This window comes from uncultured Barnesiella sp. (assembly GCF_946496565.1).
In the GTDB taxonomy this organism is placed as follows: domain Bacteria; phylum Bacteroidota; class Bacteroidia; order Bacteroidales; family Barnesiellaceae; genus Barnesiella; species Barnesiella merdigallinarum.
Genome location: NZ_CAMMHD010000014.1, coordinates 63,643 through 87,152, shown reverse-complemented (window position 1 = coordinate 87,152; position 23,510 = coordinate 63,643). Strand labels below are relative to the sequence as shown.

Annotated in this window: 14 protein-coding genes; 9 read left to right on the top strand and 5 right to left on the bottom strand. The window is 55.6% G+C overall.

Features of this window, described 5'->3' with window-relative positions:
• Positions 1–156: 156 nt before the first annotated feature.
• The 7 genes from Q1K76_RS08830 to Q1K76_RS08800 all read left to right on the top strand — a co-directional run bounded on the left by Q1K76_RS08830 (position 157) and on the right by Q1K76_RS08800 (position 14,983).
• Entirely contained in the window at positions 157–3,501 is a 3,345-nt protein-coding gene (locus Q1K76_RS08830; RefSeq protein WP_300132659.1) for a beta-N-acetylglucosaminidase domain-containing protein, read from the top strand.
• Positions 3,502–3,565: 64 nt separating this feature from the next.
• On the top strand, positions 3,566–5,836 hold the full coding sequence (locus Q1K76_RS08825; RefSeq protein WP_300132657.1) for a GH92 family glycosyl hydrolase: 2,271 nt from the start codon (positions 3,566–3,568) through the stop codon (positions 5,834–5,836).
• A 38-nt stretch (positions 5,837–5,874) separates the two neighbouring features.
• Positions 5,875–8,217: a family 20 glycosylhydrolase gene (locus tag Q1K76_RS08820; RefSeq protein WP_300132655.1), complete on the top strand. Its 2,343-nt coding sequence runs from the start codon at positions 5,875–5,877 to the stop codon at positions 8,215–8,217.
• A gap of 15 nt (positions 8,218–8,232) precedes the next feature.
• Entirely contained in the window at positions 8,233–10,305 is a 2,073-nt protein-coding gene (locus Q1K76_RS08815) for a family 20 glycosylhydrolase (RefSeq protein ID WP_300132652.1), read from the top strand.
• A 38-nt stretch (positions 10,306–10,343) separates the two neighbouring features.
• Positions 10,344–11,672, top strand: a complete 1,329-nt coding sequence (locus Q1K76_RS08810; protein ID WP_298662484.1) for an MFS transporter — start codon at positions 10,344–10,346, stop codon at positions 11,670–11,672.
• A gap of 84 nt (positions 11,673–11,756) precedes the next feature.
• Positions 11,757–12,728, top strand: a complete 972-nt coding sequence (locus Q1K76_RS08805) for a glycoside hydrolase family 130 protein (protein WP_300132649.1) — start codon at positions 11,757–11,759, stop codon at positions 12,726–12,728.
• Complete coding sequence (locus tag Q1K76_RS08800; protein WP_300132646.1) at positions 12,725–14,983, top strand: GH92 family glycosyl hydrolase; 2,259 nt, start codon at positions 12,725–12,727, stop codon at positions 14,981–14,983. The genes Q1K76_RS08805 and Q1K76_RS08800 overlap by 4 nt, the downstream gene beginning before the upstream one ends.
• A gap of 112 nt (positions 14,984–15,095) precedes the next feature.
• Here Q1K76_RS08800 and guaA read toward each other — a convergent pair whose 3' ends face one another.
• From guaA to Q1K76_RS08785, 3 genes are read right to left on the bottom strand one after another with little or no spacing between them, the layout of a single operon-like run.
• Positions 15,096–16,619 (bottom strand): glutamine-hydrolyzing GMP synthase, encoded by a 1,524-nt coding sequence (gene guaA / locus Q1K76_RS08795; protein WP_258327075.1) that lies wholly within the window; start codon positions 16,617–16,619, stop codon positions 15,096–15,098.
• A gap of 12 nt (positions 16,620–16,631) precedes the next feature.
• Complete coding sequence (locus Q1K76_RS08790) at positions 16,632–18,878, bottom strand: cation:proton antiporter (protein ID WP_300132643.1); 2,247 nt, start codon at positions 18,876–18,878, stop codon at positions 16,632–16,634.
• Between the two features lie 2 nt (positions 18,879–18,880).
• On the bottom strand, positions 18,881–19,597 hold the full coding sequence (locus Q1K76_RS08785) for an MgtC/SapB family protein (protein WP_300132640.1): 717 nt from the start codon (positions 19,595–19,597) through the stop codon (positions 18,881–18,883).
• A gap of 119 nt (positions 19,598–19,716) precedes the next feature.
• Here Q1K76_RS08785 and Q1K76_RS08780 point away from each other — a divergent pair, with 119 nt between their 5' ends.
• The gene (locus tag Q1K76_RS08780; RefSeq protein ID WP_300132637.1) at positions 19,717–20,766 is read left to right on the top strand and encodes an acyltransferase; all 1,050 of its coding nucleotides are present in this window, start codon (positions 19,717–19,719) and stop codon (positions 20,764–20,766) included.
• A 63-nt stretch (positions 20,767–20,829) separates the two neighbouring features.
• Here Q1K76_RS08780 and fabD read toward each other — a convergent pair whose 3' ends face one another.
• Together fabD and Q1K76_RS08770 are read right to left on the bottom strand one after the other, a co-directional pair.
• Complete coding sequence (gene fabD, locus Q1K76_RS08775) at positions 20,830–21,717, bottom strand: ACP S-malonyltransferase (RefSeq protein ID WP_298662504.1); 888 nt, start codon at positions 21,715–21,717, stop codon at positions 20,830–20,832.
• A 160-nt stretch (positions 21,718–21,877) separates the two neighbouring features.
• Positions 21,878–22,843, bottom strand: coding sequence for an IS30 family transposase (locus Q1K76_RS08770; protein WP_300132634.1), 966 nt, complete (start codon positions 22,841–22,843; stop codon positions 21,878–21,880).
• Between the two features lie 394 nt (positions 22,844–23,237).
• Between Q1K76_RS08770 and tatA the strand changes: the two genes are divergently transcribed.
• Positions 23,238–23,483, top strand: coding sequence for a twin-arginine translocase TatA/TatE family subunit (gene tatA, locus Q1K76_RS08765; RefSeq protein WP_300132632.1), 246 nt, complete (start codon positions 23,238–23,240; stop codon positions 23,481–23,483).
• Positions 23,484–23,510 lie beyond the last annotated feature (27 nt).

Sequence of the window (23,510 nt, the reverse complement as noted above, 5' to 3'; positions counted from 1 at the left end):
AAAACAGAACGGACTTCATGGAATCGCGGGACTGAGAATCTTCCATTTCACTATCCTCAAAACCATGAGAAACAAGAATACAAAACAATTGAAACTTTCAATGCAAGTAACTATCATACGTCATAGAAAAACCGATACTTTTACTCTTTTGTAGCAATGAAAAACATATTTATCCTGCTTACCTTATTCATCTCGAGCTCCATTTTTTGCAGTCAAGCACAATCTTATACCATATACCCTACCCCGCAAAAGGTCGTAGAAGGTGAAAACTCCATAGAACTCTCCAGCCTCATCAACGTAATTTGCGAAAGCAGCATCGGCGATGTGAGCCGCAACCGCATGGAAGAGGTTCTGGAAAAAGCAGGATACACCATCACTTACGCCGACGAGGCCTCGCAAACCGCAACCAACCTCTACCTCGGTGTGAGCGGCTCCGACGGAGCTGCCGCACAATATGCCTCCGAACATAGCCTGCCTCTCACCGTATTCGATGCGGGCAGCAACAAATTCGACCCCTACCTGTTGCAAATCAACAGCAACTCACCCCATGGCGACATCGTCGTTCTGGGCAATAGCGAAGGTTCGGAATACTACGCCTTCGCCACGCTCGAACAGATATTCGAGCAAGCCGGCGGGAACTCAATCCGTCAAATTACTTTCGAAGACTATTCTCACACACAATATCGCGGTATCGTAGAGGGTTTCTACGGACACCCCTACTCGGTCGAAAACCGACTCAGCCTCTTTGAATTCTGCAAACGATTCAAACTGAACGTATTTGTATACGGTCCCAAATCAGACCCCTACCACCTGGGCAACTGGCGCGACAACTACCCCACCTCGCTCACCGAGCAACAACGCTTTTTCGGCATGATTACCCAGGACGACCTCCGCACCATCACCCAGGCCGCCAAAGCCTGCCACGTCAATTTCATCTGGGCGGCTCACCCCGGCCTGCAAAACGGCATCAACTTCAACTACAAAGACCAGATGGACCAAGGCATCGACGCCCTGATGACCAAATTTGAGCACCTTTACAACCTCGGCGTTCGGGGCTTCGGCGTATTCATCGACGACATGAACTATACCCCCAGCGGCAGCATGCAGGCCTACCTGGCCGACGAGACCCAGAAGCGGTTGCGCGAACGCTTCGTCACCGACGACCCCGATGACGAAATCGCTCCCCTCTTCTTCGTTCCTACCGCCTACGCCCTCAACTACGGAGGCTCCTATACGCTCAACGACCTGAAGAGTGTCGACAGCGAAGTGGTCATCGCCTTTACCGGATACGACTGCTTCTCCAACATCCGGGCCTCGGCCATCGACGACATGGCCGGCCGCGTGGGCCGCAACCCCGTGATGTGGTGGAACAACCCCGTGAACGACGACCACGACGAACGCATCTACATGCGCGAGATGACTACCCACTGGACCATCGAGAACTCGGGTGCCATCAATACCCTCAACGGACTTATTCTCAATCCCATGAGCCAGGCGCAAGCCTCGAAGGTAGCTCTCTTCGGCGCCGCCGATTACAGCTGGAACCCCAACACCTTCGACGTGCACCAGAACTGGGAAGATGTCTTTGCCCGCATGGCTCGCCCGGGCGATAGTCAAACGGCCGAAGCCCTCAAATGCTTTGCCCGCTTCTCCGACGCCCTGGTCGAGGACGACGAGATGATTGCCCTCTACGACGGTTTCAAATCGCACTTCGGGGGCTCGACCTTCCCGGCCGAAGCTGCCCAACTGCGCACCGAGCTGGGGAACCTCAACCAGGCCTGCAACTACATCGAGACCCTGAAAGACAGCGAATACAACGACTACCGTCTGATCTACGAAGACCTGCGCTGCTGGAATGCCAAGCTCAAAACCTTGAGTGCGATTGCTCTCACCGCCCTCGACATACTCGAAAACGACGGCTCCATGTCGCGGGCCGAAGGGTGGGAGAAATACCTCTCGCTGCAACAGCTCTACAACGGCATGAGCAACGACTCGACCTACCTCATCAGCGCACTCGAAGGGTATGGCACATCGACCTACGAGGTACACTACGAAGTGACCCCGGGCGACAGCTACCTGCGGCCGTTTGTCGAATACCTGGTCGGGAAAGCCGGCAACAACGTGCCGGGAACATGGCCCGAAAAGGATACCATTCAAATCATCTCCAACCTCGAGAGTTGGGAAGGGGTGAACCTCACGACCGAGTCTACCTCGTTCGAGTTGAGCGGACTCGACGCCCTCACCCTCGACCCGAATGAATATATCGGTATCTACTTCGGCAACCTCGAGAAAATCGACGTGGCCGCCACCGAGCTCACGCCCGGCATCGAGGTAGAGGTATCGGTCAACGGCAAACAGTGGAGCGCAGTACAACTGCCCGTCAGCGAACAGACCGTAGCCTACATACGACTCAAGAATACCGGCGACGAGAGCTTGACCGTCGGCTCCGACCGGCTGAGCGGCTCGTGCCTGTTCACCCCGGTAAGCACCACCCCCACGGTATCGACCAACATACCGCAATACGAATATTACGACCTCGACCGCGTTATCGACGGTAACCCCGACTCCTTCTTCTGGAGCAGCGAAGCCCAGGCCGAAGGGCAATACATCATGCTCACCTACCCCAACTCGCAACCGCAATACGAGATTACGGTCACCTTTACCGCCAACGACCAACCCTCGGGAACGGTCGCCATCGAAATATCGGACGACAATACCCAGTGGACTCCCATAGCCGAATTTACCGCCGAGCAGCTCGACGATACCTACTCGTTCACCTGCAACGCCAACGGAGAGTCGGCCCGCTATGTGCGGTTCGTCATCCGCAGCTACTCCGGCGGCTATTGGCTGCAAGTAGCCGAGTTCAAAAGCGAGATGGCCGCCAAAGAGACCCAAACCGCCGACCAGGACGGCAAGCAGATTGCCACCCTCTCAGACCGCGACCTTACGACCAGCTATCGCCCCACCGCAGCCGGATACATCGAGCACCGCTTCATCGAAAACCTCAACATCGAGACAATCGAGATTTTCCACAACACAACGTTCGACAACCGGTATGAGCTCCCCACCATCTACGTCAACAACGGTACCGAATGGATAGAGACGGGGCAACTCAGCTCGCTCTGCACCATCATCGACACCCACGAAATGGAACTGGTTACAGCCATCAAAATCGAGTGGAACGAAGAGAACATTCCCACTCTGTACGAGATACTGCCCTGTGGTACCCCCTATGTAGAGAAGCCCGGAACCGCTACCGCCATCGAGCAACCCGCCAGTGCAGGCACACGCCTCTATACCCGCGACAACCGTCTGCATGTAGAGTCCGATGCTACCATCACCAGCCTTACGCTGTACGACTTGAGCGGCCGTATCGTAGCCCGCTTCGCTCCTCAGGCAAGCACATTCGAGACGATGCTCGACACCACCATGCCCCGGGTACTCATTGCTCGAGTAAGCGACGGCAATCAAAACATCTCGACTTATAAAATAATATGGTAATCCAATCAGTTAATATATAAAGGAGAAAAACAAGAAAGAATATAAACATCTATAAATAAACAACATGAAACAAACAATGCTTTGGCTGGGATTGGGATTGCTCCTCTTTTCGAGCTGTACCAATTCATCGGAAACCCAGTTACAATATTCCGATTTTGTGAATCCGTTCATCGGGACGGGTGGTCACGGACACACGTTTCCCGGTGCAGTGGTTCCTCACGGAATGATACAACCGAGTCCCGATACCCGCATTTACGAGTGGGATGCCTGCTCGGGATACCACTACTCCGACAGCACAATCAACGGTTTTTCCCACACTCACCTGAGCGGTACCGGGTGCGGTGACTACGGCGACATTCTGCTGATGCCGACCGTAGGCAAACAAGACTACCGATACCTGGGTGCCGAAAGTCAGCAAACGGCCTACGCCTCGCCCTTCTCGCACAGCCGCGAAACGGCCACCCCGGGCTACTACTCGGTCATGCTCGACCGCTACCAAGTCAAAGCCGAACTGACGGCCACCGAACGGGCCGCCATGCACCGCTATCACTTCCCCGATAGCCAGCAGGCCGGTTTTATCGTAGACCTCGACTACAGCCTGCAAGGGCAGCAGAATCTCGATATGAAACTCAATACCCTGAGCGATACCGAAATCGTGGGTTGGAAACGCACCAAAGGGTGGGCCGACAACCAGTCGATCGGATTCTACATGAAGTTTTCGAAACCCTTCACCTGCCAGATTGTCGACACGGTAATCGACATCATGCGCAACGGCAAACCGTATAAACTGGAGCAGAAGAAAGCCCTGCTTCAATTTGCCACGACCCAAGACGAAGAGGTGCTCGTGAAGGTAGGTATCTCGGCTGTCGACATCGACGGGGCCCGTCGCAACGTCGAGACCGAAATCCCCCACTGGGACTTCGACAGCATTGCCATACAGGCCAAAGAGAAGTGGAACGACTACCTGGGTACCATCGAGGTCGAGACCGACAACGAGACCCAGAAGCGCATCTTCTATACCGCCCTCTACCACACGGCCATACACCCCAGCCTCTTCTCCGATGCCGACGGTCGCTACCGCGGACTCGACCAGATGATACACCAGACCAAACCGGGGAAAGAAATCTACACCGTATACTCGTTGTGGGATACCTTCAGAGCATTGCACCCCCTGCTCACCATCACTCAACCCGAGTTGAACGACAAGCTGATCATGTCGCTCATGGAGAAATATCACGAGGGAGGTATCCTGCCCATGTGGGAGCTGGCCGGCAACTACACCGCCACCATGATCGGCTACCACGCCGTACCGGTCATTGTCGATGCCTACATGAAAGGATTCAACAAAATCGACGGCCACGAACTGCTCGAGGCCTGCATCAGAAGCTCGGTATACGACACGACCGGTATCATTGCCCCCAGCCGCATGGTCAACGGCCTGGTACCCATCTCGAAATATTATAAAAACAAAATCGGTTATATCCCTTACGATAAGGAAAACGAATCGGTAGCCAAAGGTCTTGAATATGCCTACAACGACTGGTGCATCTCCCAACTGGCCGAAGCCATAGGCGACACGACCACCTACGAAAAATACAAGGGTCTCAGCCAAGCCTATGCCAACTATTACGATGCCCAGACCAAATTCATGCGGGGCAAAGACCTCGACGGCAAATGGCACTCGCCCTTCCACCCCCGTTCGTCGGACCACCGCAACGACGACTATTGCGAGGGTACCGCCTGGCAGTGGACCTGGTTCGTACCCCACGATATAGACGGCCTCGTAACCCTGATGGGCGGTCAGGAGCAATTCATCGACCGGCTCGACTCGCTCTTCCTGGCCGACTCGAAACTCGAGGGTGACCTCGTGTCGTCCGACATCTCGGGCCTCATCGGCCAGTATGCCCACGGCAACGAACCCAGCCACCACATCGCCCACCTCTACAACTATGTGAACCAGTCGTGGAAGACGCAACAGCTCATCGACACCATCCTCTACAACCAATACTTCGACGACCCCAACGGTCTCTCGGGTAACGAGGATTGCGGACAGATGTCGGCCTGGTACATACTCAACGCCATGGGCTTCTACCAAGTATGCCCCGGCTCGCCCATCTACTCGGTAGGCCGCCCCATCTTCGACAAGGTCACCATCAACCTGTCGAACGGCAAGAAGTTCGAAATCGTAGCCAACAACAACTCGCGTACCAACAAGTACATACAAAGCATACGTCTCGACAACATTCTGCTCGAGTCGCCCTTCTTCATGCACAGCGACATCATGAAGGGCGGACGCATTGTCGTCGACATGGGCAACACCCCGGTAAAGCAATAAATCCTTAAGCAATAATCATCCATAATACACAATCCAGTATGAAAAGATTCAATCGTTATCTCGCACTCGTGGCAGCAGTCCTGGCCTTGATCTCCTGCCAGAGCGAAAAAAACAGTTACGACCTGATTCCCTACCCCAACCACATCGAACAGATACCGGGGCGATTCTCCTTTGACAAAGGGACACAGATATTTGTCTCGCCCGAATGCGGCGACGAGGTAACCGGCGTACTGCAACAATTTGCCGACCAGTTCCAAAAGACCAGCGGCATGGAGTTGAAGTTTGCCGATGAAGAACGCAACAACGCCATCGTGGTGAAGGCAAACCCCGATTTGGCCGACGAAGCTTACCGCCTGAACATCGGTAAGAGCAAAATCGAAATTGCCGCAGCTACCCCCAACGGCGTACGCTTTGCCTTGCAGACCGTCAAACAACTGCTCCCGGCAGCTGTCTACGGCGATACGCTGGCAACAGGTGCCAACTGGTCGGTTCCCTGCGCCGCCATCGACGACGCTCCGCGATTCGGATACCGCGGCCTGCACTTAGACGTAGCCCGCCACTTCTTCTCGACCGACGAGGTGAAACGCATTCTCAACGTCATGGCCGTGCACAAGCTCAACACGTTGCACTGGCACCTCACCGACGACCAGGGCTGGCGCATCGAAATCAAGAAGTACCCCCGTCTGACCGAAGTGGGCAGCATGCGCAGCAAAACGATGATTGCCAAAGAGTGGGACAACTACGACAACACCCCCTATGGCGGATTCTATACGCAAGACGAACTGCGCGACATCGTGAAGTATGCCGCCGACCTGGGTATCACCATCATCCCCGAAATCGACCTGCCCGGCCACATGATGGCCGCCCTGGCCTCCTACCCCGAGTTGGGTTGTACCGGTGGCCCGTATGAGGTTTCGGGACAGTGGGGCATCCGCGACGATGTGCTCTGCGCCGGTAAGGACAAGACTTTCGAGTTTATCGACAACGTACTGCTCGAGGTGATGGATATTTTCCCCTCGAAATACATTCATATCGGTGGTGACGAGTGCCCCAAAGTGCGTTGGGAGAAGTGCCCCGCCTGCCAGGCCCGCATCAAGCAACTGGGTCTCAAAGACGATGAGCACGGCACGGCCGAACACTACCTGCAAGGCTACGTAACCGAGCGTGTCGAGAAGTTCCTCAGCGACCACGGCCGTGAGATGATCGGTTGGGACGAGATTATGGAGGGCGGACTCTCGACCCATGCCACCATCATGTCGTGGCGCGGTGTAAGCAACGGCATCGAAGCTGCCAAACAAGGACACGACGTGATTATGACCCCCACCAACCCGCTCTACTTCGACTACTACCAGTCGCGCGACACCCAAAGCGAGCCGCTCGCCATCGGCGGATACAACCCGGTAGACCTGGTCTACAAGTTCAACCCCGTGTCCGAGGAGTTGACCGAAGAGGAGGCCCGGCACATTCTGGGTACACAAGCCAACGTCTGGACCGAATACATGCCCACCAACGAACAGCTCGAATACATGATTCTCCCCCGTCTCGCCGCCTTGAGCGAAGTACAGTGGGACCAACTGGAGAATAAGGACTACGACCGATTCCTCAACCACATCGGCCACATCCTGGAAATCTACAACGCCATGGGACTCAACTACGCCAAACACCTCTTCGAGGTAGAGGGCGAGTACACCGTAAACGACAGCAAAAACTGCATCGAGGCTACGCTGCGCACGCAGGGCGATGCCCCCATCTACTACACCCTCGACGGCTCCGAGCCCACCACGGCCAGCACCCTCTACACGGGCCCGATCGAAATCAGCACAGACAGCGACACCTGCACCTTGAAGGCTATCGTCGTGCGCGATCAGGTGAAGACCCGCACCCTGGTGCGCCCCTTCTCGTTCAACAAAGCGACCGGGCACCTGGCTGAACTCAAAGATGCTCCCAACCCGAAATACACGTTTGGTGGAGCTTCGGTACTGACCGACGGTATCCGCGGCGATTTCAACTACAGCAACAGCTGCTGGCTGGGCTTTATCGACACCCCGCTCGATGCCACCATCGACCTGGGCGACACCCAGTCGGTAAGCAGCGTGCAGATAGGTTCGCTCGTACAATACTCCGAGTATATCTTCCCCCCGACGAAAATCACGGTCTATGCCGCCGACGGCGATAACCCCATGACCGAGATAGGCAAGCTCGACATACCCGTGGCACCCAAACAAGATGCCGACGGTGTGCGCCAATACACCTGCGAATTCCCCTCGGTACCGGCCTCCAAGATACGGGTCGTAGTCGAGACCACCAGCCAGATTCCCGCCTGGCACGGCGCCCATGGCGAAAAGGGCTGGCTCTTTGTCGACGAAATTTCCATCAACTAATCACCCTGCACACACATGACCAAACGCAATCTATTCCATAGCGCACTGTTTGCCCTCCTCCTGCTGGTGGGGGCAAGCAGTTGCAGCCAACAACCCAAAGAGCTCGACATCATCCCCATGCCCCGGTCGGTCGAGTATCACCGGGGAACATTCACCCTCTCGCCCGAGACGAAGTTCTACGCGTCGCTCTCGCCCGAGAGCAAACAGGCCCTGGCCCGCTACCTCGAGGGTACGGCTCTCGGTCAAGTTGCATTTGCCGACGAAGCCACCGGTAACGACGGCATCGAACTGACCCTCTGCGACACGGCCACCGTGCCCGAAGCCGAGGGCTACCGCCTCGAAATCGGCAAGAAGGGGATACACCTCTCGGCCAGTACCGAGACGGGTATCTTCTACGGCATACAGACCCTGCTCCAGCTGCTGAACAACGGCGACGGCAAGAGCCTCCCCGCCGTGACCATAGCCGACTCACCCCGATTCCCCTACCGGGGCATGCACCTCGACGTGTCGCGCCACTTCTACGACAAGGAGTTTGTGAAGAAGCAGCTCGATGCCATGGCCTACTTCAAGATGAACCGCCTCCACTGGCACCTCACCGACGGTGCCGGCTGGCGTATCGAAATCAAGAAATACCCCCGCCTCACCTCGTTTGCCGCCTGGCGTCCCTTTGAGAAGCTGAACGACTGGTGGACCGGCGGCCGCACCTTCTGCGACCAGGACGACCCGCGCGCCGTGGGCGGATATTACACGCAAGACGACATCCGCGAGGTGGTAGCCTATGCCGCCGAGCGCCACATCACCGTCATCCCCGAAATCGAGATGCCGGGCCACTCCGAAGAGGTGCTGGCCACCTATCCCGAGCTCTCCTGCTCGGGCAAACCCTATGTCGATGCCGACTACTGCATCGGCAACGAGAAGACTTTCGAGTTCCTCGAGAACGTGCTGCTCGAGGTGATGGACCTCTTCCCCTCGGAGTATATCCACATCGGGGGCGACGAGGCTTCGAAAAACGGCTGGCGCAACTGCCCCCGCTGCAAGAAGCGGATGGCCGACGAGCACCTGGCTTCGGTCGAGGAGCTGCAGAGCTACATGATACACCGCATCGAGCGGTTCCTCAACGACCACGGCCGTAAGCTCATCGGCTGGGACGAGATTATCGAGGGCGGACTCACCCCCACCGCTACCGTCATGTCGTGGCGTGGCGAAGAGGGAGCCATCCATGCCGTCAAGGCCGGCAACGCCGCCATCATGACCCCCGGCAAATATTGCTACCTCGATGCCTATCAGGATGCCCCCAACACCCAACCGCTGGCTATCGGCGGATACCTCACCCTCGAGAAGGCCTATTCGTTCGAGCCTGTCCCCGACTCGCTCTCGACCGAGGAGGCTGCCCTCATCAAGGGCGTGCAAGGCAACGTGTGGACCGAGTACATGCCCACTCCCGAACATACCGAATACATGATATACCCCCGCATTCTGGCCTTGGCCGAGGTGGGCTGGACACCGGCCGAACTGAAAGACTGGTCCAGCTTCCACACCCGTGCCCTCCACGCCGTGAACCACCTGCGCAGCCGGGGATACAACCCCTTCCCCCTCGACAAGGAGGTGGGCGACAAACCCGAGTCGCTGCAACCCGTAGAGCACCTGGCCCTGCACAAGAGCGTGACCTATGCCACCCCGTACAGCAAGCAATATGCCGCACAGGGCGACCAGACGCTCGTCGATGGCGTACGGGGCGGCTGGATGTACAACGACGACCGTTGGCAGGGATTCCTCAACAGCGACCTCGACGTGACCATCGACCTGGGCAGCGAGACCGCCATCCAGGAGGTGAGTGCCGAATTCCTGCAACTGAAGGGCCCGTATGTATGGCTGCCCAAGCAGGTGACCATCTCGGCCTCGACCGACGGCAAGGAGTATAAGCCTCTGGCAACTGTCGACAACGACATCTCGCCCGACATCGACACCCTCCAGTTCAAGACCTTCGGCTGGCAAGGCAACACACAGGCCCGTTACGTGCGGTATCAGGCACAGTCGAACGGCATTGCCGGCGGCTGGCTCTTCACCGACGAAATCATTATCCGATAAACGACTATACGCAAAAAGCTATCTATAAACAAGAAAAAATGGAGAAGAAAAGCAAAGGAAAATCGACCAATCCCATCGCATGGGTTCCCACAGTCTATTTCGCCATGGGACTGCCGTTCATCGCGGTCAATCTCGTATCGACGTTCATGTTCAAAGACTTAGGAATATCCGATACACAAATCGCGTTCTGGACCTCAATCATCATGTTGCCGTGGACTTTGAAGTTTCTTTGGAGCCCGTTTCTGGAGATGTACCGCACCAAGAAGTTCTTCGTCGTGGTCACCCAGTTACTGAGCGGACTCCTCTTCGGCGTGGTAGCCTTCTCGCTGAAGTTCGATTATTTCTTTGCCATCAGCATCTCGACGATGGCCGTCATCGCCCTGAGCGGTGCCACGCACGACATCGCCTGCGACGGCGTGTACATGGCCGAGCTCTCGCCCGAGGATCAGGCCAAATACATCGGGGTGCAGGGTGCCTTCTACAACATTGCCAAGCTGGTGGCCAACGGCGGACTGGTAGCCGTGGCCGGCATGCTGGCCGAGCACTTCGGGGCTGTCGAAGGAGCTTCGATACAGGAAAACATGCCTGCCTATAAGGAGGCGTGGATGATTATCTTCATCATCATCTCGGCGCTGCTGCTGGTGCTGGGCCTCTACCACTCGCGCATGTTGCCCTGCACACAAGTACCATCGACCCAAAAACGGTCGAGTGCCGAGGTTCTGCACGAGCTGTGGGAGGTCATCAAAAACTTCTTCACCAAGAAACACATCATCTACTACATCTGCTTCATCATCCTCTACCGCTTTGCCGAAGGCTTCATCATGAAGATAGCCCCGCTCTTCCTGCGCTCGTCGCGCGACATCGGCGGACTGGGACTTACGCTCACCCAAATCGGTACGCTCAACGGCGTGTTCGGGTCGGCCGCCTTCGTGCTGGGCTCGCTGCTGGCCGGTATCTACGTGTCGCGCCGGGGGTTGAAAAAGACGCTCTTCACACTCTGCTGCGTCTTCAACTTCCCCTTTGTAGCCTACACGCTGCTGGCGGTGTTCCAGCCCGAGAACCTCTACGTGATCGGCGCCGGCATCATCACCGAGTACTTCGGCTACGGCTTCGGTTTCGTGGGCCTCACCCTCTTTATGATGCAGCAGATTGCTCCGGGCAAACACCAGATGTCGCACTACGCCTTTGCCTCGGGCATCATGAATCTGGGTGTGATGCTGCCGGGTATGATGAGTGGTTTCTTCAGCGACTGGCTGGGCTACGAGAAGTTCTTCATCTACGTCCTGCTGGCCACCATCCCGTCGTTGCTGATCACCTATTTCATCCCCTTCACCTACGACGATTCGAAAAAACAGCAAGAGAAATAGCACCGCCTCATGGCCGTGTCAAATAAAATGCCGATATTTATCGACCAAAGAATTTATCAAAATCAAAAACAAAAAGAAGTCAATATGAGCAACAAAATGGCTATGCCTTGGGAAGACCGTCCGGCAGGATGCTCGGAGGTTATGTGGCGTTATTCGCAAAATCCGGTAATCGATCGTTACCATATCCCCACCTCGAACAGTATTTTCAACAGTGCCGTAGTGCCTTTCGGCGACGGCTTTGCCGGGGTATTCCGCTGCGACAACCGGGCCGTACAGATGAACATCTTCGCCGGATTCAGCAAAGACGGTATCCACTGGGACATCGAGCACGAGCCCATCCAATTCAAACCGGGCAACACCGATATGATTGAGTCGGAATACAAATACGACCCGCGCGTGACCTGGATCGAAGACCGCTACTGGATTACCTGGTGCAACGGCTACTACGGCCCCACCATCGGCGTAGGCTACACCTTCGACTTCAAGGAGTTCTTCCAGTGCGAAAACGCCCTGCTGCCCTTCAACCGCAACGGCGTGCTCTTCCCCCAGAAGATCAACGGCAAGTATGCCCTGCTGAGCCGCCCCAGCGACAGCGGCCACACCCCCTTCGGCGACATCTACATCAGCTATAGCCCCGACATGAAATACTGGGGCGAACACCGTCACGTGCTCTCGCCCACTCCCTTCCCCGAGAGTGCCTGGCAATGCACCAAGGTAGGTGCCGGCCCCATCCCCATCCTCACCGACGAGGGATGGTTGCTCTTCTACCACGGTGTCATCACCACCTGCAACGGATTCCGCTACTCGATGGGTGCCGCCATCCTCGACAAGGACGACCCCTCGAAACTGCTCTACCGCACGCGTCCCTACCTGCTCGCCCCCGCCGCTTCCTACGAGCTGCAAGGCGATGTGCCCAACGTCGTATTCCCCTGCGCAGCCCTCACCGACGGCGACCGCGTAGCCGTGTACTACGGTGCGGCCGATACGGTGGTAGGTCTGGCCTTCGGATACATTTCGGAAATCCTCGAGTTTACCAAAAACAACTCTGTATTATGAACATACGCAATCTCATCATTGCGGGTATCTTAACGGCAGTCTCGTCCGTCTCGGCAGGGGCAGGCGAGCCTGTCGCTTATATAAACCCCTTTATCGGTACCACCAACTTCGGTACCACCAACCCCGGGGCCCTCTGTCCCAACGGGCTGATGTCGGTCACCCCCTTCAACGTCATGGGGTCCGACCTCAACGTCTACGACAAGGATGCCCGCTGGTGGTCTACCCCCTACGAGTATCACAACCGCTTCTTCACCGGATTCTCGCACGTGAACCTCAGCGGTGTGGGCTGCCCCGACCTGGGCTCCCTGCTGCTCATGCCCACCAGCGGCGAGCTGTGTGTCGACTACAAGCAGTACGGCAGTGAATACACCCAGGAGGAGGCGCACCCCGGCTACTATGCCAACCGCCTCACCCGCTACGGCATCGACACCGAGGTGAGCGCCACGATGCGCAGCTCGATTGCCCGCTTCACCTACCCCGGCGGCGAGAGCCACGTGCTCCTGAACCTGGGCGAAGGGCTCACCAACGAGAGCGGCGCCACCGTGCGCAAGGTGAGCGACACCGAGTACGAAGGCTGCAAGCTGCTGGGCGGCTTCTGCTACTACAACCGCCAGGGAGTATTCCCCATCTACTTCGTGATTCGGGTCGACAAGAAGCCCCTGCAGTCGGGCTACTGGAAGAAACAGCGCCCCATGACCGGCGTAGAGGCCGAGTGGGACCCCGATAACGGCAAATACAAAATCTACTCGCGCTACACCAAGGAGATGTCGGGCGACGACATTGGTCTATTCTTCACCTACAACACCCAGCCGGGCGAGCAGATACAGGTGCAGATAGGCGTATCGTTCGTGAGCACGGCCAACGCCCGCGAGAACCTCGACCGGGAACAACAGGGATTCCGGTTCGACCAGGTGGCCCACGACGCCCGCCGGCAGTGGAACGACATACTCTCGAGCGTCGAGGTCGAGGGGGGCACCGACGAACAGAAGACCATCTTCTACACCGCCCTCTATCACATGCTCATCCACCCCAACATCCTGCAGGATGTCAACGGGCAATACCCCGCCATGGAGAGCCAGCAGATACTCACCACCCCGCACAACCGCTACACGGTATTCTCGCTGTGGGATACCTTCCGCAACGTGCACCCCTTCTTCACCCTCGTCTATCCGCAGATGCAGCTCGATATGGCACAGACCCTCATCGACATGTACAACGAGTGCGGCTGGCTGCCCCGCTGGGAGCTCTACGGCAACGAGACCCTCACCATGTCGGGCGACCCGGCCACCATCATGCTGGCCGATACCTGGCTGCGCGGCCTGAAGGGATTCGACGCCGAAACGGCCTACCGGGCCATGGTGAAATCGGCCACCGCCCCGAGCAGCGAGAATATCCTGCGCACCGACAACGACGACTACCTGGCCCTGGGCTATGTGCCCCTGCGCGAACAGTTCGACAACTCGGTATCGCACGCCCTCGAATACTATCTGGCCGACTTTGCCCTATCGCGCTTTGCCGCCGACCTGGGCCACAAGGAGGATGCCAAACGCTTTGCCGACCGCTCGCTGGGCTACAAACGCTACTACTGCAAAGAGTACGGCACGCTGCGACCCATACTGCCCGACGGCAAGTTCTACACCCCCTTCGACCCCATGCAGGGCATCAACTTCGAGCCCTCGCCCGGGTTCCACGAGGGTAACGCCTGGAACTACACCTTCTACATCCCGCACGACATCGACGGACTCAAGCGCCTCATGGGGGGCGACAAGAAGTTTGCCGCCAAGCTGCGCAAGGTATTCGACGAGAACCTCTACGACCCCGCCAACGAGCCCGACATCACCTACCCCTACCTCTTTGCACAGGTCAAGGGTCAGGAGTGGCGCACCGACTCGCTGGTGAACGTGCTCTTGAAAAAGCACTTCAAGAACCAGCCCGACGGTATCCCCGGCAACGACGACACCGGCACCATGTCGGCCTGGGCCGTATTCAGCATGATGGGCCTCTACCCCGACTGTCCGGGCATCCCCCGCTACACCCTCACGGCCCCCGCGTTCGACCGCATCACCCTGCACCTCGACCCGCGCTACTACAAGCACGACACGCTGGTAATCGAGTGTGAACGCCCATCGGCCGAGGCCATCTATGTCGACCACATCGAGGTCAACGGCAAGCGACTCAAAGGCCGCTTCATCTCGCACGACGATTTGGTCAACGCCGGCACCCTCCGGTTCGTCCTCACCGAGAAGAAGAAATAACGCAATCAATCTTTCTTCATAAAACGAAACGGGACCGTCTCCTCACTGGAGCCGGCCCCGTTTTTATTTCAGGTAATATCTACTACTGTGGGAGCGGTTACCCTACTCTATCTTACTCCCACTCGATGGTCGAAGGCGGTTTGGAGCTGATGTCGTAGACTACGCGGTTCACGCCACGCACCTTGTTGATGATGTCGTTCGACACCTTGGCCAGGAACTCGTAGGGCAGACGGGCCCAGTCGGCCGTCATGCCGTCGGTCGAGAGCACGGCACGCAGGGCCACGGCACGCTCGTAGGTGCGCTCGTCGCCCATCACGCCTACCGACTGTACCGGCAGCAGCACCACGCCGGCCTGCCATACCTTGTCGTAGAGGTCGTTGTCGATGAGCCCCTGGATGAAGATGTGGTCGGCATCTTGCAGAATGCGCACCTTCTCGGGGGTGATGTCGCCCAGGATGCGCACACCCAGACCGGGACCGGGGAAGGGGTGACGCCCGATGAGCTTGTTGCTGATGCCCAGCTCGCGGCCCACGCGACGAACTTCGTCCTTGAAGAGCAGGCGCAGGGGCTCTACCAGCTTCAGGTTCATCTTCTCGGGCAGACCGCCCACGTTGTGGTGCGACTTGATGGTCATGCCGGTAATCGAGAGCGACTCGATCACGTCGGGGTAGATGGTGCCTTGAGCCAGCCACTTGATGTCGGTGAGCTTGCGAGCCTCGCGGTCAAAGATGTCGATGAAGCCCTTGCCGATAATCTTGCGCTTCTTCTCGGGGTCGGTTACCCCTTTGAGCTGTTCGTAGAAATACTCCTTGGCATCGATGCCCAGCACGTTGAGCCCCATATCCTTGTAGTTGGCGAGCACGCTTTCGAACTCATTCTTGCGCAGCAGACCGTTGTCGACAAAGATACAGGTGAGGCGGCTGCCGATAGCCTTGTTGAGCAGTACGGCGGCTACGGTCGAATCGACACCGCCCGAGAGGGCCAGCACCACCTTGTCGTTGCCCAGCTTCTCTTGCAACTGGGCCACCGTGTGTTCGATGAACGAGGCGGGAGTCCAGTCCATGTTGCAGTGGCAGATGTCGCGCACGAAGTTGGTGAGCAACAGGGTACCGTCTTCGCTGTGGTATACCTCGGGGTGGAACTGTACGCCCCAGGTCTGCTCGCCCTCGATGTGGAAGGCGGCGGTCTTCACCTCGTGGGTGCTGGCCACGAGTTTGAACGACGGGGGGATGACCGTGATGGAGTCGCCGTGCGACATCCACACCGTAGAGTTCTCGCGCATGCCGTGCATGAGGGGGTCGCTGTCGTCGTGCCAGGCCAGATTGGCGCGCCCGTATTCGCGGGTATCGGCCGACTCGACCTTACCGCCCGAGGTGTGGGCCAGGAACTGCGCTCCGTAGCAGACGCCGAGCACGGGATAGACACCGCGGATACGGCTCAAATCCACAAAGAGTGCCTGAGGGTCGTTCACCGAATAGGGACTTCCCGAGAGAATCACACCCTTGATGCCCTCGTCGCCAAAGGGGAACTTGTTGTAGGGCAAGATTTCGCAGTAGGTATTCAGCTCCCGCAAGCGGCGGGCGATAAGCTGAGTGTACTGGGATCCGAAATCGAGAATAATAATCTTTTCCTGCATAATCGTAGGTCTTTATGTGTGTTGTATAGTGTTGTTCATAATCTTTTCGCGCGTCAGCTGCTTGATGTTGTCGGGCTCGCCGGCCAGCCAGATGACATCGTGAGCCTCAAAACGGATTTGTCCGTCGGGCTGGTGGAAGGTACCGTCGGCCCGCTCGATGCCTACAATGAGGCAGTTGTTCTGGTTGCGGATGTTGAGCGACGAACTGGTCTGCCCGATCAGGGGCGAATCGTCGGGCACCACCACATGGGTGAAGGTCACCTCCTTGGCTTCGCTTTCGTCGTCGGTCGAGGCACTGCCCTCGACTACGGCGAGCAACGACTGTATCTGGTCGTCGGTACCGATTACCCCGATGGTGTCGCCGGGGAAGATGCGGGTCTCGCCCTTGGGTATGTTGATGCGTTTCGTTCCGCGCTGGATACTCACCACGTTCACGCCGTACTCCTTGCGCAGGTTCGAGTCCATGAGCCGACGGCCGGCAAAAGGACAATCGGCATTCACGTCCATATAGGCCAGGTGCATGTCGCTCACCAGGCTGGTGTTGCGGCCGGTCTTGCGCAACTCGCGCTCGTTGAGATTGTCCATAAAGATGGTCTCGATGCGCATGAACTGCTTCTGGATGCGCTTCGACAGCAAGATGAGCACCACGATAAAGATACCCAACCCCAACAGTACCCCGGTGCGTTGCGAGTGTACGCTCGAGAGGTAATAGATGACGAAGAAGAGAGCCAGCAGGATGCGGAAGACAATCATCAGCGTGAGCGGTACCCGGTTGGCCCGCCCCTCGCCCAGTTTTCGGATAAGGCTCATGTTTACCTCTTTCACCATGAGAGCCCACAGGAAGGGCGACATCGCAACCAGTGTCACCACAGCGGCAATAGCCCGTCCCCAGTCGGGCAGAATATCGAGCATGAGAGGCATGAACCACGATTTCGAAATAAGTATAATAGCCACAATGATGGCCGAATAGAGCACTACCCGCCACAGGTATTGGGCAAGCGCCTCTTTCCACACCGCCTTGTGAGGCTTGATTTCGGTTCGGCTCTGGCTGTACCGGTCGATGGCCGTAAGCCATTTTTCGGGCAGATGACGCTCTACCCACCCATAGGCCGGGTCGGCCAAGCGTATGCAGTAGGGGGTGAGGAAGGTGGTGATGACCGAGACGGCTACCACAATGGGGTAAAGAAACTTGTCAATCACATTCAATGACATACCCAGCGAGGCGATGATAAAGGCAAACTCGCCGATTTGCGAGAAGCTGAAACCCGACTGCATCGCGATTTTGAGCGACTGGCCCGAGGCCAGCATACCCACCGTGCCAAAGAATACCTGCCCCACGATAACCACCAGCGACAGCAGGCAGATGGGCAGGGCATATTGGCTCAAGGCATCGGGACTCACAAGCATGCCCACCGACACGAAAAAGATGGCGCCGAAGAGGTCTTTGACCGGGCCCACCACCTTGCCGATGCGCTCGGCCTCGTTGGTCCCCGCCAGAATCGAGCCCATGACGAAGGCACCCAGTGCCGACGAAAAGCCCACGTAGGTAGCCAGCACCACCATACCCAGGCAGAGGCCCATCGAGACAACCAGCAGCGTCTCGTCGTTCAGGAACCGGCGAGCCTTCTTCAGGAAGAGCGGCAGCACGGCAACCCCCACCACAAACCAGATGATGAGGAAGAATACCAGCTTGGCAATGCTCTCGATCAGTTCGGCACCCTCAAAAGAGTTTTTCACCGCAATCGACGAGAGAATCACCATCATCACCACGGCAAACAAGTCCTCGACGATGAGCACACCGAATACCAAATTGGCAAAGGCTTTCTTCCGAAGGTTCAAATCGGTGAAAGCCTTGATGATAATCGTCGTGGACGACATGGAGAGCATGGCGCCCAGAAATACACTGTCGAGATAGGTAAAGTGCAGCAACCGCCCGGCACCGTAGCCCACGAGCATCATGCCCGCCACCACAACCATCGCCGTAATCACGGCCGACGAACCTACCTGAAACAACTTCTTGAAACTAAACTCCAACCCCAGCGAAAACAAGAGCACGATAATACCCAGTTCGGCCCACAGGTTGATGTCGGCCTCATCGACAATCGTCGGGAAAAATCCGAAATTGGGCCCCACCAGAAAACCGGCCACGATGTAACCCAGGACAACGGGCTGTTTCAGTTTCTTGAACAGTAAGGTCACTACCCCGGCTACAATCAAGATGAGCGCCAAATCGGTGATGAGTGAATCCAAACCTCCCATAATCAAATTTCGTTTTGCAGAGAAATATATTCAGTTCGATAGAGAGCGCGCATGCGGGCAAAGAGCGTGATAAAGTCGGTTGTCGAGCGAGCCAGCACGACAAACTTCAGGTCGGTCTTCTGTGCTCCGTAGTCATACTCGACCAGCACGTTGTGCAAGGCCACGTTGTATTGCCCCAGCAACTGTTTATAGCGTTCCAGATCTTCCACAATCTCGCCGGCACGCAGGTGGATGATGCGCCCCTCCCAATCGAGTTTGGCATGCCGCTCGTACTGCTCGAGGCTCACCAGCGTAAACAGGATAAGCACCGTAGAGATGACGGCAACCCAGTAGAGCCCTACCCCCACGGCCAGACCCAGAGCGGCTACCATCCAGATGCCCGCGGCGGTAGTCAACCCCCGCACCGAGCCCTTGGTCTGGATTATGGCACCGGCACCCAGGAAACCCACACCCGTAATCACCTGCGCAGCCACCCGGCCGGGGTCGCCGTTTTTCAAACCCAAATAGACTTGTGGAATATAAATCGACACAATCATCGCCAGCGTCGCCCCCATCGAAATCAGGGCAAAGGTGCGGGCTCCGGCCACCTGGCCCTTGCGCTTCCGCTCAAAACCGACGATACCACCCAGCAACAGACTCAGCGCCAGCTTGAATACGGCCGAGGTGGCTGTCACCTCTGTGTCTGAAATCGTTGCCAGAAAATCTTCGAAGATATTCATATCTTACTTTTTAGCTGTACAAAGATAGAAAAAGGTGAGAGCAGAGGCAAACGAAAATACAATTTTTCATTTGTCTCACCCTCGCCTTTTACTATTTTTGTATCATTCAAAAAAAACTCATGATTAAACCTCTCACCTCACTGCGTTTCGTGTTTGCCTTCCTGGTATTCATGAGCCATAAAAACCTCTTCCCACACGAGGCTCCGGGATTTTTGTGGCACATCTTCCGAGAGGGGTATGCCGGAGTGAGTTTCTTTTTCATGTTGAGCGGTTTCATTCTGGCTTATACCTACCAACAGCGACTCATAAGTGGCACGGTGACCGTACGCTCGTTCTATGTAGCACGGATAGCTCGCATCTACCCGCTGCACCTACTGGCTCTGCTGGTATCGCTCTTCCTCTTGCGCTTCTTTGCCCACTCATCGGCAAGCGATTTTGGAGAACTGGCACTCAACATTCTGCTGCTGCAAAGTTTCATTCCGGGACAAGAGTTTCTGTTCAACTCGGTGAGTTGGAGCCTCTCCGACGAAGCCTTCTTCTACGCCCTTTTTCCCGTAATTATTTTCTCAACCTTCCGTAACCGACGGCGGGAAGCCCAGGCCATGTGGGTAGGGTTGGGGCTGGCCATCGTGCTTTCGGCCTATCTGTTACGAAACAATCTGTGGGAACATTGGACGCTCTACATCAATCCCCTTTTCCGCATCTTCGACTTTGTGCTGGGTATTGCACTCTACAACCTCTGCCACCGATGGGAATCGTACCTTCCGCTACAAGGTCGCTATACCCAACTCGAATGGCTAGCCCTGCTCCTAATTATCGTGGCCTACTGCACGGCCTTCTTTATCCCGGTATCCTTTCGCCGCAGCGTGTGGTACTGGTTGCCCATGGGATTGCTCATTGCCTCCTTCTACTTTCACCGCGGAGCCTTGTCGCGACTGCTCTCCCACCCCGTATGTGTCAAACTGGGGGAAATCAGTTTCGCCTTCTATCTGTTTCACTACCTGGTGATACAATGCGTAAAAATCGGGCTGCGACATCTGCATCTCGAGGTCTCGCTCACTATCGAATTTTTCATTGCCCTTGCTGTGAGCATCGCCACGGCTTATATCGCACATCAGTATATCGAGCAACCTCTGAACCGACTGATTCGCAAACGCTTCTCGTCCTAAAACAAACAAAAGAGGCGACAACCCCGTGGGTCATCGCCTCTCGTTTATCTCGATATATGTCGTTTACTGTACACCCGAAGTGGTTACTTCCGACGAAATCTTCTTTACCAAACCTTGCAGTACGGCACCGGGACCTACCTCGATAAAGGTATCGGCACCGGCAGCAATCATGTTTTGAACCGATTGCGTCCAACGTACGGGAGCGGTCAACTGAGCGATCAGGTTCTTCTTGATCTCATCGGGGTCGGTCTGCGGTTGAGCGTTCACGTTTTGATAAACGGGGCACTTGGGCGTGTGGAAGTTGGTGTGAGCGATAGCGTCGGCCAATTCGGCACGAGCGGGCTCCATCAGCGGCGAGTGGAAAGCACCACCCACTTTCAGCGGGAGGGCACGTTTGGCGCCGGCGGCTTTCATCAGTTCGCAAGCCTTGTTGATACCTTCAATGCTACCCGAAATCACAATCTGTCCCGGGCAGTTGTAGTTGGCGGCTACACAAACTTCGCCTTCGGAGGCTACCGATGCGCAGATTTCTTCTACTTTCGCATCCGGCAGGGCAATGATGGCTGCCATGGTAGAGGGATGAGCTTCGCAAGCCTTCTGCATGGCCTGAGCACGAGCCGAAACCAGACGTACACCGTCTTCAAACGAGAGAGCACCGGCAGCTACCAGAGCCGAGAACTCACCCAGCGAGTGACCGGCAACCATGTCGGGGTCGAAGGCGTCGCCCATCGTCTTGGCCAGAATGACCGAGTGCAGGAAGATGGCCGGCTGAGTAACCTTGGTTTGACGCAGGTCCTCATCGGTACCGTTAAACATCAGGTCGGTGATATTGAAACCCAATATCTCGTTGGCCTTATCAAACATCTCTTTGGCTACGGGGTTGTTCTCGTAGAGGTCTTTACCCATACCTACGAATTGGGCCCCTTGTCCGGGAAATACAAATGCTTTCATTTCTATTGTTTTTAATTACGGAAATTTTTCCTTATTCCAAAATCGTTGCAAAGTTAAATCAATTTATCAGGATGAGCAAACTTTTACATATCAATATCATTTTTAACCGGGAGAATAATCGTAAACAGACATCCGGTAGAGTCCAACAGCAAATGCAAAACTACAAAACGTTTATGAAGAATCTGTATTTGGGCGAATCAAAATTAAGTTTTTCCCGAGGTCTTCGATTCAATTTCTTTTGTATCTCTTTGATTTTCCAGTCGGAGAAATCCTGAAAGTTGGCCTTTTTTGGGATATATTTCCGAATAAGCTTGTTTGCATTCTCAATGGCTCCTTTCTGCCAGGCTGAATAAGCATCCGTAAAATAAACCTTAACTGGCGGCCTACCTTTGAGGCTGAGTTGTTTGGTTATCTCCTGATGTGCTGCAAATTCACAACCGTTGTCGGTGGTAATCGTATGTATCGTTTGCCTATATGGGAACAGCAGTCGGATGACCGCCCGGGCCGTCGGTAGGGCTTTCCGTCCCTGAGGCAACTTTTCCATGAGTATGAAATTGGTCGAACGTTCGGTTAGGGTGACGATGGCATGACCGCAGGAGTCGATGATGGTGTCCATTTCCCAATCGCCGAATCGGGTTCCGTCTGCCTCCTTGGGGCGCTCGTGTATGCTTGTGCGGTTGGGTATATTGGTCGCTTTTGTCGGACGCAGGATTTTGCCTCGCTTTTTGTATTTGAGCCCATGAGGCATATGCAGAGCCAGTTTCCCGGTCGTATCGGCATGGACATGGTTGTAGATGGTCTGCTTGGCGATGTGGATACCTTCTTTCCTGAGTACTCCCGCTATCTGGGCCGGAGACCATTCCTCCTCTTCGATCATGCGCTCAATTCGCCACCATAGATCTTCCGGTTTCCTGTGATGGCCCTTAAATCCGTGCTTGCGGCTATCACACTGCCTCTGAGCATATTTCCATATATACTCTCCTTCCGGCTTTGAGTTGCGCCTGATTTCCCGACTGACTGTCGATTTTGATACTCCTATTTCCTCTGCTATGCGAGAACGGCTCCATTTCCTTTTCAGACCAAGATATATTTCATATCTTTGGGCTTCGATTAGTTGATTTGACATGGCAATACAAAATTAATTAATCGTAGGGAGATTTCGGTCTCCCTTTTTTGTATTGCTGTTGGACGCTCTCAGGGGCTTTGCGCCCCCGCCGCTATGGCTTCCCCCGCAGTGTTTTTCATAGTTCTTGTTCCTTCCTTACTCGAAAAACGTTGCGTTTTGATTTGGATTCTTCAGTAAACAGACATCCTACCCACCTCCATGCAAAAGAATTACGTCGCGCCTAACCCCGACAACAGCCATGTGCCGGGAGACAGATTGTACCACCAACGAAATCTACCTCTGCAACCGAACCTATTCGTGAGCCGATGTGTTAATCAATTTTGATATGGATTTGTTGTATTATACAAATATTCTTTCTTATTTTGTTCCGTAAACACTAAACTGGTATACAAAAATGAATACACTCTCTGCAATATTGCTGCTTTTTGGTAACTTGGGAACGACCGAAATAATTATAATCCTGATTATATTTTTGCTTTTATTCGGCGGTAAAAAGATTCCCGAACTGATGCACGGTCTGGGCAAAGGCGTTCGCAGTTTCAAAAAGGGCATGAACGAAATCGAAGACGAAATAAACTCCACTCCCGCCCCCGACAGCAAAGAGAAGACCAAAGAACTGCCCAAGGAGGGAAACAAATAAATACGACGGCTTTGCTACTACCCGTCG